Raw genomic sequence first — 14,457 nt, 5'->3', positions numbered from 1 at the left:
CCGCTTGGCAAGTGTTGTTTGTCACTTTTTGTGCATTCGGTCAAAACACGGCCCGGCAAAAACGACAACGCCCGCGCGGGGCGGGCGTTTCAGCGATATAAGGCAATTCGCATCAGCCAAGCGTGACGCGGGCATACCGCTTCTTGCCTGCCTGAATCACGTAGCTCTTGCCGGTTTCGAGCATGGCGTCCTTGGCGACGACTTCGCCATCCACCTTGACCCGCCCGTTGCCGAGCATGTCCTTGGCCTGGGCACTGTTGTTGGTCAGATTGGCGCGATTGAGCACGGCGGCAATCGGCGCCTGCGCCGCGCCTTCGAAATCGACCTCCACTTCCGGCAGGTCTTCGGGCAGCTCACCTTCCGCCAGTCGGTTGCCCACGGCCTTGTGCGCATTGGCGGCCGCTTCTTCGCCGTGGTAGCGGGCGATCAGCTCCCGCGCCAACAGCATCTTGATGTCGCGCGGGTTGGCGCCTTGCTCGATATCCTGGCGGATCGACTCGACCTCTTCGTTGGACTTCAGCGACAGCAATTCGAAGTAGCGCCACATCAGGCTGTCCGGCATCGAGACCAGCTTGTTGAACATCACGCCCGGCGTGTCGTCGACACCGATGTAATTGTTCAGCGACTTGGACATCTTCTGCACGCCATCCAGCCCTTCGAGCAACGGCATGGTGATGACCACCTGCGGCTCCTGCCCGAAATGCTTCTGGATTTCGCGGCCCATCAGCAGGTTGAACTTCTGATCGGTGCCGCCCAGCTCGATATCAGCCTTCAGCGCGACCGAGTCGTACCCCTGCACCAGCGGATAGAGAAACTCGTGAATCGAGATCGACTGACCGCCGCGGTAGCGCTTCTCGAAGTCGTCGCGTTCCAGCATGCGGGCCACGGTGGATTGCGCGGAGAGCTCGATCATGTCGGCCGCCGACATCTCGCTGAACCATTCGGCGTTGAAGCGCACTTCGGTCTTGTCGGGATCGAGAATCTTGAAGACCTGCTCGCGATAGGTGTGGGCGTTGGCCTTGACCTCTTCTTCGGTGAGCGGCTTGCGGGTCACGTTCTTGCCGGTGGGATCGCCGATCCGGCCGGTGAAGTCGCCGATCAGGAAGATCACCTCATGGCCAAGGTCCTGGAACTGGCGCATCTTGGTCAACAATACGCTGTGCCCCAGATGCAGATCGGGGGCCGTGGGATCGAAGCCAGCCTTGATACGGAGCTTGCGACCGGATTCGAGCTTTTTCACCAGCTCATCTTCGATCAGAATCTCCTGCGTGCCGCGCTTGATCAACGCCAGCGCTTCATCGACCTCGGCCATCGTATCCGTCTCCATTACCAACGCTATCGAGCTTGAAAGGCGGCAATCTTAGCATGAGTCTCCGAGGTTCGTTGAGCCACACCCGGACCATGCCGCGACGTCAGGTCACCGCTTACGCCACTGCTTTACAACGACGAGGAAGAGCTTCATGTCACTGTTCGTGGGTTTGATGTCCGGTACCAGCCTGGATGGCATCGATGCGGCACTGGTGGAGATCGACAACGAGAGCGATCAACGCCCGCGCTTGATCGATGCCCTGTGTCTACCGCTGGCCGCCGAACTCAGAACGGCGCTGCTCGAGTTGACCCAGGCGTCGCAGGTGAGCTTCGCCGCCCTCGGCGCAGCGGAGAGTGCATTCTGCGATCACCAGGCCGAAGCCGTGCGCCAGCTGCTGCAGCGCCACGACCTGACGCCCGATGCCATCACGGCCATCGGCAGCCACGGCCAGACCATCGAGCACGCCCCCTACGCGGATGCACCTTTTACCTACCAGCTCGACAACCCCAGTCGCCTGGCCGAATTGACCGGCTGCCGGGTCGTTGCCGATTTCCGCCGCCGCGACATGGCGGCCGGCGGCCAGGCCGCGCCGCTCGCGCCGATCTTTCATCAGGCACTGTTTACCGACACCGCCCGTACCCGGCTGATCCTCAACCTGGGCGGCATCGCCAACCTGACGCGGCTGGGGCCTTCGGGCGCATCGCTGCCGGTCATCGGCTTCGACACGGGGCCGGCCAACCTGCTGATCGATGCCTGGCACGCCCGCCATCGAGGCGGCCCGATCGACGAAGACGGCGATTGGGCCGCCAGCGGCAGCGTCGACCGCCATCTGCTCGAACGCCTGCTGGACGAGCCGTACTTCACCGCCGTACCGCCCAAGAGCACAGGGCGGGAGCTGTTTCATCTCGGCTGGGTGGAAGCGCGGTTATGCGGAGACGAAACGGCGGCCGACGTTCAGGCCACGCTGGCCGAGCTGACCGCCGTCAGCGTTGCGCAGGCCGCGCATCCCTTCATCGAGCCCGGTCGCACGGATCTGATCGTCTGCGGTGGCGGCGCGCACAACCGCCATCTGATGCAGCGTCTGGCGACCCATCTTCCCGGCGTCTCGATAGGACAGTGCGACGCGTTCGGCTGGTCGGCCGACTGGCTGGAAGCCGGCGCTTTCGCGTGGCTGGCCTGGCGACGGATACAGCGCCTGCCAGGCAATCTGCCGGAGGTTACCGGTGCCAGCGGCCCACGCGTTCTGGGCGGCATCTACGCGCCCTGAGCAGGTAGCGCAAGGGAAGAGACCGAACGCTACTGATCATCGACCAGTGAAAATCGCGCGCCATCGTCCCCTCGATCCCCGAGAAGATGGCGTTCGCCATACTTGATCAGCATGCGCAGGTCATTGGCCGAATCGGCGTGGGCCAGCGCCAGACCCTCACTGATATCCCCGCGCCGATAGAGTTCATAGAGCGCCTGGTCGAAGGTCTGCATGCCCAGTTCGCGGGAGCGCCGCATCAGATCCTTCAATTCCCCCACCTCACCGCGCCGGATCAATTCGCTGATCAAGGGGGACTTGAGCAGAACCTCGGTCGCCACGCAGCGCCCGGAGCCGTCTTGACGCGGCAGCAGCCGCTGAGCGACCACGGCGCGCAGGTTGAGCGAAAGGTCCATCCCGATCTGCTCCTGCCGGGACGGCGGGAACAGACTGAGAATGCGCTCGATCGTCTGGTCGGCGTTGTTGGCATGGAAAGTGGCCAGACAGAGATGCCCGGTTTCGGCAAAGCTGAGCGCCAGCTCCATGGTATCGCGGCTTCTGATCTCGCCGATCACGATCACGTCGGGAGCCTGGCGCAGAGCGTTCTTCAGCGCGACTTCGTAGGACTCGGTATCGATTCCCACTTCCCGCTGGTTGATGATGCCGCGCTGGTGCGGGTGCATGTATTCGATGGGATCTTCGATACAGATGATATGACCGCCGACAGTCCGATTGCGGTGCTGGATCATCGATGCCAGCGTCGTCGACTTGCCGCTGCCGGTCCCGCCGACTACCAGCACCAGCCCGCGCCGGATGGAAGCCAGCGTTCCCGTCACGTCCGGCAGCCCCAGCGATTCGAGATCGGGAATATCGAAAGCGATCCGCCGAACGACCATCGCCGGCTGGCTGCGCTGGAAGAAGGCACTGACGCGAAAACGCCCCTTGCCGCTAAGGCTCAGAGCGAAATTGGCTTCGTGCTCCGCCTCGAACGCCTCCCGGCGCCCCTGGGGCAGGGCAATGGCGACCAGCTCACGCACCTGATCCGGTTGCAGCGGCACATCGCCCAGCGCCACCAGTTTGCCATCCAGTTTCAGACACGGAGGCGCGCCGGTAGAGATCAGCAGGTCCGAAGCCTGCTTGGCCAGCATGATGTCGAGGAGTTGCTCAAACCATTGAGAGGGGGTCATGTCATGTCCTGATACCGGCTGCCGGGGCACGAACTCATTGATCGAGCCCGGCACGCGATTTGGCATGGGCTTCCTGGCGCGTCACCACACCATCGGTCACCAATCGGGACAGCGCCGCATCCAGTGTCTGCATGCCCAGGCCGCCGCCCGTCTGAATCGCCGAATACATCTGCGCGACCTTGCCTTCCCGAATCAGATTGCGGATCGCCGAGGTGGCCACGAGGATCTCGTGGGCCGCGACACGGCCACCGCCCTCGCGCTTGAGCAACGTCTGCGAGATCACCCCCTGCAGAGATTCCGACAGCATCGAGCGCACCATGCCCTTCTCGTCTCCGGGGAAGACATCGATGATCCGGTCGATGGTCTTGGCCGCCGAGGTGGTATGCAAGGTGCCGAACACCAGGTGCCCGGTCTCGGCCGCCGTCAATGCAAGCCGAATGGTTTCCAGATCCCGCAGCTCGCCCACCAGGATGACGTCCGGATCCTCGCGCAGCGCCGACCGTAGCGCTGGCGCGAAGCCCTTGGTATCGCGATGCACCTCTCGCTGGTTGATCAGGCAGCGCTTGCTCTCGTGCACGAATTCGATCGGGTCCTCGATCGTGAGGATGTGTTCCTGGCGATTGCTGTTGATGTAGTCGATCATCGCCGCCAGCGTCGTCGACTTGCCGCTGCCGGTCGGCCCCGTCACCAGTACCAGGCCGCGCGGCAGCATCGACAACCGGCGGAAGACATCCCCCAGGCCGAGATCGTCGACTGTCATCACATTGCTGGGAATGGTGCGGAAGACCGCGCCAGCGCCGCGCCCTTGCGTGAACGCATTGACACGAAAACGCGATACACCGGTGACTTCGAAAGAAAAGTCGGTTTCCAGCGCAGCTTCGAAGTCGCGGCGCTGCCGATCGTTCATGACGTCGTAGATCAGACGACGCACCTGACCGTCGTCAAGCGCCGGCACGTTGAGACGACGCATGTCGCCGTCGACCCGAATCATGGGGGGTAATCCCGCCGAAAGGTGCAGGTCGGAGGCGCCTTGCTTTGCCGAGAACGCCAGCAGTTCGGTAATATCCATGGGTTTTTATTCGATCCCCTGCGTAAGGTCTTCATACAGTATGCCAGAAGCCTCGGTGTCCGAGTCTCTCTCAAGCGCCCGCGAGCGCCTTCGAGCTGCGCTGTCCGCGGCCGATCGCCCGAACGACGCCGCCCGCCTGCTTGCTGTCAGCAAAACCAAACCTGCGGACATGCTGCGTCAGGCCTATATGGCCGGTCAACGCGCCTTCGGCGAGAACTATCTGCAGGAAGCGCTGGAAAAACAGCAGGCGCTGGCCGATCTCGACGACATCGAATGGCATTTCATCGGCGCATTGCAATCCAACAAGACCCGCGACGTGGCCGAGCATTTCAGCTGGGTGCATGGCGTCGATCGCGAGAAGATCGCGCGCCGGCTTTCCGAGCAGCGGCCTGCCGAACTGGGTGCCATCAATGTCTGTCTGCAGCTCAATGTGAGCGGCGAATCCAGCAAGTCGGGCGTCGAACTCGCTGCGCTGCCGGCACTCGCCGAGTCGCTGCTGTCGCTGCCCAACCTGCGCCTGCGCGGGCTGATGGCACTGCCTGCGCCCAGCGACGATCCGCAGCAGCAGCGCCACGCTTTTCGCCAGGTCGCCGACGCGCTGGCCGAATTGCAGCGGCGCTTCCCCGACGCGCCCCTGGACACGCTTTCAATGGGCATGAGCAACGATCTGGAAGCCGCCGTCCTGGAGGGCGCCACCATCGTTCGCCTGGGTACCGCCATCTTCGGCAGCCGCCCTCCTTTCAGAAGCTGACAGAAGCTGACGGTATCGATGCCCGCCTCTTCCTAGACCGACAGGACTACTCTCAAGGACTCTGCCATGACCGACTCGCCCCAACCCAGCCATATCGCCTTTATCGGCGCCGGCAACATGGCCAGCGCCATCTTCGGTGGCATGCTCGGCAGCGGTTACCCCGCCGAGGCCATCGTCGCCACGTCGCGTAGCCAGGAAAAACGCGACGCCATCAGCCAGCGTTACGGCATCCGCACAATGCAGGACAATCTGGCCGCGATCGAAGAGGCCGATGTCGTGGTGCTGGCGGTCAAGCCGCAGATGATGCGCGACCTCTGCCTGTCGCTACGCGAATCCGTCCAGGCGCGTCGCCCACTCATCGTCTCGGTGGCGGCCGGGCTCGACGTCGCGACGCTGGATCGCTGGCTGGGCGGCGGTCTGGCCCTGATCCGTTGCATGCCCAATACGCCCTCGCTGGTCGGTGCGGGCGCCAGTGGCCTTTACGCCAACGATCGGGTCAGCGATGCTCAGCGCCGCCTCGCCACCGAACTGCTGGAATCGGTAGGCTTGGTCGAATGGGTCGAGCAGGAAGCCCAGATCGAGGCCGTCACCGCCATTTCCGGCAGCGGCCCGGCCTACTTCTTCCTGTTCATGGAGTCGCTGGAAGCGGCCGGCGTCGAACTGGGCCTGTCTGCCGAGAGCGCTCGCCGGCTGGCGTTGCAGACCGCCTTCGGCGCCGCCAAGATGGCGCGGGAGAGCGAATTCGATCCCGCCGAACTGCGCCGGCGCGTCACGTCACCCAATGGCACCACCGAGCGTGCGATCCAGACATTCGAGGAAGCGGGCCTGGCGGATATCGTGGGTCGCGCCACTCGAGCCTGCGCCGAACGCGCCCGCGAACTGTCGCGCGAGCTCTCGGGGGAGTGAAACAAGAATTGAACCGAGTCGGAATGGAACTCGCCGAATCACTAGGAGAAAGTCATGGGCAGTAATCTCGGAAGCGCCGGCCTGATGCTGGTCAACACGCTGGTCAACATCTATCTGTTTGTGCTGATGCTGCGCTTTTTGCTGCAATTTTCGCAGGCGGACTACTACAACCCCATGAGCCAGGGGATCGTCAAGGCAACGCAGCCGGTCGTCGCGCCGATCCAGAAGTTTCTGCGCCCCATCGGTCGCATCGATATCGCCACACTGTTCGTGGGCTTTCTGCTCAAGGTCATCGTGATCATCGCCGTCTTCCAGATCGCCGGCTTCGGCATGCCCCCGCTTCAGGGCCTGCTGCTGGCGGGGATCGCCGGCGTGCTCAACGCGATTCTCAAGATCTACTTCTTCGCGCTGATCATCATGATCATCCTGAGCTGGGTGGCACCGCGAGCCAGCCATCCGGGCGCGCTGCTGGTCATGCAGATCGTCGAACCGATCATGGCACCGGTGCGCCGCGTGATTCCACCGCTGGGCATGATCGACCTGTCGCCGATCGTGGTGTTCATCGCCATCAATTTGCTCGACAGCGTCGTCGTGGGCTCGCTGGCACGCGCTGCCGGCCTGCCGGGCGCGCTGGTCGGCTTCTAGCACCGGCCCGCCGTTACCGTCGTCAGCGATACACTCGGCAATGATCCGGCCAGATACGTCCGGGTCATTGCCGGATCGCAGCTGGCGGCGTGCGGACGCACCGATAGCTATCGATCGTGAGTCCTGATCGTGAGTCCTGGTTGAACCTGGAGACTATTCCGTTTCATGTCCGCTTCCTTCCCCGCCGACTCCGTCGGTCTGGTCACACCACAGACCGCGACGTTCGAGTCGCCGCTGGCCCTGGCCTGCGGCAAGACGCTCGAACGCTTCGAGCTGGTCTACGAGACCTACGGCACGCTCAATGCCGACCGCAGCAACGCGGTTCTGATCTGTCATGCGCTCTCCGGCCACCATCATGCGGCGGGATACCACACCGTCGACGAGCGCAAACCCGGCTGGTGGGACGCCTATGTCGGTCCCGGCAAGGTGATCGACACCGATCGCTTCTTCGTTGTCTCGCTCAACAACCTGGGTGGCTGCCACGGCAGCACCGGCCCCGCCAGCATCAACCCGCAGACCGGCCATCGGTGGGGCCCCACGTTTCCGGTCATGACGGTCGCGGACTGGGTCCACAGCCAGGCGCGCCTGGCCGACCAGCTCGGCATCGAGCGCTTCGCTGCGGTCGTCGGCGGCAGTCTGGGCGGCATGCAGGCATTGCAATGGACGATCGCTTACCCGGAACGCGTTGCCAACGCCGCGGTCATCGCGGCCACGCCGCGGCTATCGGCGCAGAACATCGCTTTCAACGAAGTGGCGCGACAGGCGATCCGCTCGGACCCGGATTTCCACGACGGCTGGTATGCGGACCACGACGCGATTCCCAAGCTCGGCCTGAAGCTGGCCAGAATGATCGGCCATATCACCTATCTGTCGGAACATTCGATGGGCTCGCGGTTCGGCCGCGACCTGCGCAGCGATCAGTTGAGTTTCGGCTATGACGTGGAGTTCCAGGTCGAATCCTACCTGCGCCATCAGGGCGATACCTTTTCGACCCGCTTCGATGCCAACACGTATCTGCTGATGACCAAGGCGCTGGATTACTTCGATCCCGCGGGGCAGCACGATGGCGACCTGGCGGCAGCGCTGGCGCCGGCGACGTGCCCGTTCCTGGTCGTCAGCTTCACCACCGACTGGCGCTTCGCGCCGGCGCGCTCGCGGGAACTGGTCAACGCCCTGCTGCGAGCGGGCAAGGCGGTCAGCTACGTCAACGTGGACTCGCCCCACGGCCATGATGCATTCCTGCTACCCAACGACCAGTACGAAGCGGTTTTCGGCAGCTACATGCGGCGCATCCACGCCGACATCACCGGGGAGACAGCCTGATGCGTGCGGATCTTCAATTGATCTACGACTGGGTCCCCAGCGACGCCCATGTTCTCGACCTGGGGTGCGGTGACGGCACGCTGCTGGCGGCGCTGGCACGCCACAAGAACGTCACCGGCTATGGGCTGGAGATCGATCCCGACGGCATCGCCGCCTGTCTGGGCAAGGGCGTCAACGTGCTCGAACAGAATCTCGACGACGGCCTGGGCAACTTCGTCGACGATGCCTGCGATCTGGTGATCATGACCCAGGCACTGCAGGTACTGCGTCGCCCGGACACCATGCTCGACCAGATGCTGCGGGTCGCCCCGGAGTGCATCATCGCCTTTCCCAACTTCGCCTACTGGAAGCACCGCCTGCATCTGACCTTCCGCGGTCGCATGCCGGTTTCGCGTTCCTTGCCGCACGCCTGGTACGACACGCCCAACATCCACCTGTCGACGTTTCAGGACTTCGCCAGCCTGTGCCGCGACAAGGGCGTCACCATCGTCGACGAAGCAGTCGGCAGCGCCGACCACGAGGGCCACTGGACATCGCGGCTCTGGCCCAATCTGTTCGGCGAAACGGCGATCTTCCGTGTCCGCCGCGGACGTTAGCGCGATTCGACCTCGCTCCCGGGCCAGCATCGCTCCAGGTCCACGTTCAACCGGCGGTCCAGCGTCATCGCGCCGGGTCGCCCTTCGGCCCATGTCACCCGGCAGCCATAAGCCAGCACCTCCACCCCGCGGGCGGCCACCGCTCGCAGCGCTTGCGCATAGGCCGGATCGAGATGCGCCGCCGGTGCCACATCGTCGATGCCCGTGTGTGCCGCGCAGAACAGCAGGACGCCACGGTGCCCCTGGTCGACCAGCTCGGCGAGCACCTCGAGATGACGCCGGCCCCGCTCGCTGACCGAGTCGGGGAAATAGCCATGGCCGTCGCTCTCCTTGAGCGTGACCTGCTTGACCTCGACGAAAGTGTCCTGAGCATTCGCATCCCGCAGCCGGAAATCGAGCCTGGCGCCCTCGACGCTGACCTCCCGCTTGAGCTCGTCAAAGCCCGCCAGTTCCGGAATGACGTCGCCGTGCAGGGCTTCTTCCACCAGCGCATTGGTCCGCCCCGTGTGTACCGACGCCCACTCGACGCCGCCCTTGCCATCGGGCAGCTCGATCAACTCCCAGGTCCAGCCCAGCTTGCGGGCAGGATTGGTGCTCTCGGAAAGCCATACGCGACAGCCCGGCACGTTGACGGCTCGCATGGAGCCCGTATTGGGACAGTGCGCCACGACCTCGCGCCCCTCCTCGAGTTCGATATCGGCCAGGAATCGCTTGTAGCGTCGCAGCAGGATGCCGGGAACGAGAGCGGGATAGTGCATACGGTGTCGATCCAGAAAGCAGGGGGCTCGGAAGAGCCGGTTCATCAAGGGGGCGAGACGCTGCCAGCGCATACTGGAGAGCACGGCTCGACTCCCCGGATTTCCGGCCGGGGATGAGAAAAATAAAGCGTCCATTTGGTTGCAAATTGGCCGCTTTTTCGCTAAATAAGCATGGCTTCGGGCAGTAGCAGACGCTGCCCCGGCCGATCCTCGGCCAGATCAAACGCGTCACGACACTTGCGTAACGAGGCAGCCCCCATGCCAGTAGCGGAAAAGAAAACGGAAGCGCCTAGCCAATTCACCCCGTACCAGCCGGCGCCGGGTGAAGAGTATATGAATGAAAAGCAACTTGCGCATTTCCGTGAGATCCTCCTGGGCTGGAAACAGGATCTGATGGAAGAGGTCGACCGTACGGTTCGCCACTTGCAGGAAGAGGCCAACAACTTCGCCGACCCTGCCGATCGCGCCACGCAGGAAGAGGGGTTCAGCCTGGAACTGCGTACACGTGATCGCGAGCGCAAGCTGCTCAAGAAGATCAACGAAACGATCGAGAAGATCGACGAAGAAGACTACGGCTTCTGCGAGGCCTGTGGCGTCGAGATCGGCATCCGCCGCCTCGAAGCACGCCCCACCGCCACCCTGTGCGTCGACTGCAAGACCCTGGCCGAGCTCAAGGAGAAGCAGCTCGGCGGCTGAGCAGCCGTTCCGGACGCAGTCCCATACCGCAGTCCCATACGACGGGCACCTTCATCGGTGCCCGTTTTGTTTTTCCCTTCTGGATATCGATTGCCGCTGACATCCATGATCTCCCCCCAACGCTACATCGGACGCTTCGCTCCCACGCCCTCAGGGCCACTGCATCTGGGTTCGCTGGTTGCCGCCCTGGGTAGCTGGCTCGACGCTCGGGCGGTCGGCGGCCGCTGGCTGCTGCGAATCGAGGATATCGATCCGCCCCGCTGCCCGCCCGGCACCGACGACATCATTCGCCGCCAACTGGAAGCCTTCGGCCTGACTTGGGATGGCGAGGTCCGTTACCAGAGCGATCGTGACGAGGCGTACCAGGCGGCGCTGGATCGGCTGGTCGCCAACGGCATGGCGTATCCCTGCGGATGTTCACGTCGGGAGTGGCAGGATTACGGCCACTACCCGGGCTGGTGTCGCCAGGGTCCACGGCATCCCGAACGCCCGCAGGCCTGGCGTCTGCGCACCGACAAGGGCCCTCAGCCGATCGCCTGGCAGGACCGGCTGTTCGGCTACCAGTGCCACGACCCGACGCTTCAGGGCGATGTGGTCATCAAGCGCAAGGATGACCTCTGGGCCTATCAGCTTGCTGTGGTGGTCGATGATGCAGACCAAGGCATTACCGATATCGTTCGCGGCTACGATCTGCTCGACAACACTCCCTGGCAGCGTCAGCTTCAGGCGGCACTGGCGTATCCGGAACCACGATACCTGCATCTACCGCTGATTCTGGGAGACGATGGTCAGAAACTCTCCAAGCAGAATCTTGCGACCGCCATCCCCCATCAGCCCGAGCTGGCTCCGCCACTGCTTCACCGGGCGCTACAGCTACTGGATCAGCAGCCGCCATCCGAGCTGCGCGAGGCGCCGGTCTCCCTGCAGCTGGCGCATGCCTGCCAGCACTGGACGCCCGAGAAGCTGGCGGCAAGACCCACCCGCGACTATTGCTGACCAGGCGACTTTCCGTGTTTCCTCCGCAGCCGGCGCTCTCGATGACAGACCGCCGGTGGCTGCTCACCTCTTTGATTGCAGCTTCCCCCCTTCGATTGAAGACTATTGTCTAAGCGAAAATCGCGCCGTTTTGCGCCACCCTGTCGCCATTGCGCCGTGGGGGGATGCACCACAAATAGGCATGATCGGTCTCGGATGCCCTTTCATGAATCATCGGCCCCGTCATGACCCGGCTCACCCCATGGCATTGGCACAACCGGATGAATGCAAGTTATTGATATAAATAAGAAAAATACGGAGTGGCACGGCAAGTGCAGTAACTAAGACAAGAAAAACAACAGCGGATGACGATCGGCCCCAACAACGACAACCGTCGATCGAGATTCCCGAAGTGCCCATAACAACGACAATATGGCACTCGAACTAGGAAGGCAGATCGCCACTGGCTCAACAACAACAAGATCAGCCAAGTGCGAACGAGAACACGAACAATAACAATCGTTCTCGAGCCGACGCAAAATCAGGACGCGACGCTCTTCATCGACGGGGCAACAATAACAAGCCTCCCCGTGATAGGAAGACTTCTCGGAACAACAACAAGAACCGAGAAAGGGCATTGCCTGTCGTGGTTGGATTATTGTTTTGAATACGAGGTGGTCGCTACACAGCAAGGCTGACAACGACAAGCCAGTGACTGCACTATCGTTCAGCGACTGTGGTGCGTATTCAAGGCGATGCGCCATCACGAACAAGAAGAAGCGGCATGGACGTTGCGAAGTATCTTAAGGGGAGGCCCATCGGGTCTCCCCTTTTACTATCGTCGTTTCATGACGACGTTTCGAAGCCAGGCTGGCGGTCCGGGGAAAAAGCGGCAGGCCTCGCTGCCTTTGCAAGCCTTCCGGGCTCCGCTACACTGGAGTTTTGCTACCTCGCGAGTCGATTTCGCCGCATGTTCAAAGGATTTTCCCGTTTTCTCCAACGTCCCGGTGAACGTTTGAAGACTCTCTTCGGTCCGGAATCCGCGTCAGTGACCGAAGACACTACGCCCACCCGACAAGTCCTGCCTCGCGACGAACACAATGTCTCGCGCCAGAACCTCAGCGAGAGCGCGCTCAAGGTGCTTTACCGGCTCAACGGCGCCGGTTACGACGCCTACCTGGTCGGCGGCTGCATTCGCGACTCGCTGCTCGGCAACCGCCCCAAGGATTTCGACGTCGCCACCAACGCCACGCCGGACGAAGTGCGCCAGCTGTTTCGCAATTCGCGCATCATCGGCCGACGGTTTCGTATCGTTCACGTGCGTTTCGGCCGCGAAGTCATCGAAGTCACCACCTTCCGCGGCCGCCACGGCGAAGAGCATACCGGCAACCTCAGTCAGCAGTCGGATGAAGGCCTGCTGCTACGCGACAACGTCTGGGGTAGCGTCGAAGAAGATGCGATCCGCCGCGACTTCACCGTCAACGCGCTCTATTACAGCGTCACCGACTTTGCCATTCACGACTGGACCGGCGGCCTTCAGGATCTCGAGGACCGCGTACTCCGGATGATCGGCGACCCGGAGACGCGCTATCGCGAAGATCCGGTGCGCATGCTGCGAGCCGCGCGCTTTGCCGCCAAGCTCGATTTCCGGATCTCCGAAGAGACCGAAGCGCCGATTCGCGAGCTGGCGCCGCTGCTTTTGCAGATTCCCCCGGCGCGGCTATTCGAGGAAGTACTCAAGCTGTTCCTCTCCGGCCATGCGCTGCAGAGTTTCCGGGTGCTGCGCGAACACGGCCTGTTCGCCATGCTCTTCCCGGAAAGCGACGAGGTTCTCGAAGAGCAGCCCTGGGCGGTCAAGCTCATCGAGCAGGCGCTGGCCAATACCGATGCCCGTATCGCTCAGGAACGCCCGGTAACGCCCGCCTTTCTGTTCGGCGCCCTGCTGTGGCCCTGTGTACAGCAACGCACCCTGCGCATCGCCCATGAGCAGGACCTGTCGGGAGTCCCGGCCCAGCAGGCCGCCGCGCAACAGGTCATCAGCCGCCAGTTGCAGCACACCTCGATCCCCAAGCGTTTCAGCATGCCGATGCGGGATATCTGGGATCTTCAGCAGCAACTGCCCCGCCGTCGGGGTCGTCGAGTCTTTCAGACACTGGAGCATCCCCGCTTCCGCGCCGCTTACGACTTCCTGCTGCTGCGAGAGGAAGCCGGCGAACTGACGCCGGGGCTCGGCGAGTGGTGGACCGAATTCCAGCAGGCCGACGAAGAGCGCCAGCGCCAGCTGCTGGCGAATACCGATGGCGGCAATCCGGCCGGGCCGACGCCCAAGCCGCGCCGACGCCGTCCGCGCAAACGCCGGCGCCCGACCAACAAGCCGACACCACCGACGCTGGATGATTAAGCGCGAGCACCATGCCCTGGCCTACATCGGCCTGGGCAGCAACCTCGAAGCGCCACGTAATCAGCTCGAACGGGCGCTCTCGGCCCTGGCGTCGCTGCCCTTGAGCGAGTGCGTCGCCCGCTCTTCTCTCTACACCAGCGCGCCGGTCGGCCCTCAGGATCAGCCGGACTTCATCAACGCCGTTGCCGCCATCCGTACCCGGCTTTCGCCGCTGGCGCTGCTCGATCAGCTTCAGGCGCTCGAACAGCGTCATCGGCGGGTACGCGAACGCCACTGGGGGCCGCGCACGCTGGACCTGGACCTGCTCTGGTACGCGGGCCTACAGCAAAACACGCCACGCCTGACGCTTCCTCACCCCGAGATCTCTCGTCGCCGGTTCGTGCTCGAGCCTCTCGCCGAAATCGCCCCGACGCTATCCATCGATGGCGAAACGCCGCTGGCGCTTGCCGCACGTCTCACGGATCAGACGCTGAGTCGATTGCACGACTGAACCCATCCCCGTGGCTCACGCCTGCCGCTAACGTCTTGTTGCGTCTTGCCGACAACCCATTACACTCTGCTCCGCATTGCCATTGCGGGGCGCCCTGTCGCCGCCCAT

Annotated in this window: 14 protein-coding genes; 10 read left to right on the top strand and 4 right to left on the bottom strand. The window is 63.2% G+C overall.

Going from position 1 to position 14,457, the window contains the following annotated elements:
• Positions 1–112: 112 nt before the first annotated feature.
• Positions 113–1,312 carry a tyrosine--tRNA ligase gene (gene tyrS / locus CCD76_RS16190; RefSeq protein ID WP_087720472.1) on the bottom strand — a complete coding sequence of 400 codons (1,200 nt, stop codon included), beginning with the start codon at positions 1,310–1,312 and terminating at the stop codon, positions 113–115.
• A gap of 148 nt (positions 1,313–1,460) precedes the next feature.
• Here tyrS and CCD76_RS16185 point away from each other — a divergent pair, with 148 nt between their 5' ends.
• Positions 1,461–2,576, top strand: a complete 1,116-nt coding sequence (locus CCD76_RS16185) for an anhydro-N-acetylmuramic acid kinase (protein ID WP_087720470.1) — start codon at positions 1,461–1,463, stop codon at positions 2,574–2,576.
• 29 nt (positions 2,577–2,605) lie between these two features.
• On the opposite strand, the gene CCD76_RS16180 is transcribed toward CCD76_RS16185, so the two are convergent.
• Together CCD76_RS16180 and CCD76_RS16175 are read right to left on the bottom strand one after the other, a co-directional pair.
• Positions 2,606–3,739 carry a PilT/PilU family type 4a pilus ATPase gene (locus CCD76_RS16180; protein ID WP_087720469.1) on the bottom strand — a complete coding sequence of 378 codons (1,134 nt, stop codon included), beginning with the start codon at positions 3,737–3,739 and terminating at the stop codon, positions 2,606–2,608.
• A 34-nt stretch (positions 3,740–3,773) separates the two neighbouring features.
• Positions 3,774–4,808, bottom strand: coding sequence for a type IV pilus twitching motility protein PilT (locus tag CCD76_RS16175; protein ID WP_087720468.1), 1,035 nt, complete (start codon positions 4,806–4,808; stop codon positions 3,774–3,776).
• Positions 4,809–4,848: 40 nt separating this feature from the next.
• Between CCD76_RS16175 and CCD76_RS16170 the strand changes: the two genes are divergently transcribed.
• The 5 genes from CCD76_RS16170 (at position 4,849) to metW (ending at position 9,029) form a co-directional block, all read left to right on the top strand.
• Positions 4,849–5,559: a YggS family pyridoxal phosphate-dependent enzyme gene (locus CCD76_RS16170; RefSeq protein WP_087720467.1), complete on the top strand. Its 711-nt coding sequence runs from the start codon at positions 4,849–4,851 to the stop codon at positions 5,557–5,559.
• Positions 5,560–5,625: 66 nt separating this feature from the next.
• A complete protein-coding gene (gene proC, locus CCD76_RS16165; protein ID WP_087720466.1) occupies positions 5,626–6,465 on the top strand; it encodes a pyrroline-5-carboxylate reductase in 840 nt (279 codons plus the stop codon).
• Between the two features lie 54 nt (positions 6,466–6,519).
• Complete coding sequence (locus CCD76_RS16160; RefSeq protein ID WP_087720465.1) at positions 6,520–7,110, top strand: YggT family protein; 591 nt, start codon at positions 6,520–6,522, stop codon at positions 7,108–7,110.
• A 165-nt stretch (positions 7,111–7,275) separates the two neighbouring features.
• Positions 7,276–8,433 carry a homoserine O-succinyltransferase MetX gene (gene metX, locus CCD76_RS16155; protein ID WP_087720464.1) on the top strand — a complete coding sequence of 386 codons (1,158 nt, stop codon included), beginning with the start codon at positions 7,276–7,278 and terminating at the stop codon, positions 8,431–8,433.
• The gene (gene metW / locus CCD76_RS16150) at positions 8,433–9,029 is read left to right on the top strand and encodes a methionine biosynthesis protein MetW (RefSeq protein WP_087720463.1); all 597 of its coding nucleotides are present in this window, start codon (positions 8,433–8,435) and stop codon (positions 9,027–9,029) included. Before metX ends, metW begins: the two co-directional genes overlap by 1 nt.
• Here metW and sfsA read toward each other — a convergent pair.
• Positions 9,026–9,787, bottom strand: a complete 762-nt coding sequence (sfsA, locus tag CCD76_RS16145) for a DNA/RNA nuclease SfsA (protein WP_087720462.1) — start codon at positions 9,785–9,787, stop codon at positions 9,026–9,028. The genes metW and sfsA overlap by 4 nt on opposite strands.
• A 258-nt stretch (positions 9,788–10,045) precedes the next feature.
• On the opposite strand from sfsA, the gene dksA reads away from it, so the two are divergent.
• The 4 genes from dksA to folK all read left to right on the top strand — a co-directional run bounded on the left by dksA (position 10,046) and on the right by folK (position 14,349).
• Positions 10,046–10,483, top strand: coding sequence for an RNA polymerase-binding protein DksA (gene dksA / locus CCD76_RS16140; RefSeq protein WP_087720461.1), 438 nt, complete (start codon positions 10,046–10,048; stop codon positions 10,481–10,483).
• Positions 10,484–10,588: 105 nt separating this feature from the next.
• Positions 10,589–11,479: a tRNA glutamyl-Q(34) synthetase GluQRS gene (gene gluQRS, locus CCD76_RS16135; RefSeq protein WP_087720471.1), complete on the top strand. Its 891-nt coding sequence runs from the start codon at positions 10,589–10,591 to the stop codon at positions 11,477–11,479.
• A 949-nt stretch (positions 11,480–12,428) separates the two neighbouring features.
• Positions 12,429–13,859 carry a polynucleotide adenylyltransferase PcnB gene (gene pcnB / locus CCD76_RS16130; protein ID WP_087720460.1) on the top strand — a complete coding sequence of 477 codons (1,431 nt, stop codon included), beginning with the start codon at positions 12,429–12,431 and terminating at the stop codon, positions 13,857–13,859.
• Positions 13,852–14,349 carry a 2-amino-4-hydroxy-6-hydroxymethyldihydropteridine diphosphokinase gene (gene folK / locus CCD76_RS16125; RefSeq protein ID WP_087720459.1) on the top strand — a complete coding sequence of 166 codons (498 nt, stop codon included), beginning with the start codon at positions 13,852–13,854 and terminating at the stop codon, positions 14,347–14,349. Before pcnB ends, folK begins: the two co-directional genes overlap by 8 nt.
• Positions 14,350–14,457: the final 108 nt, after the last annotated feature.

It is taken from the genome of Salinicola salarius, from assembly GCF_002179555.1.
GTDB lineage: Bacteria > Pseudomonadota > Gammaproteobacteria > Pseudomonadales > Halomonadaceae > Salinicola > Salinicola salarius_A.
The sequence above is the reverse complement of the archived record's forward strand: the minus strand, read 5'-3'. Positions and strand labels throughout refer to the sequence as shown.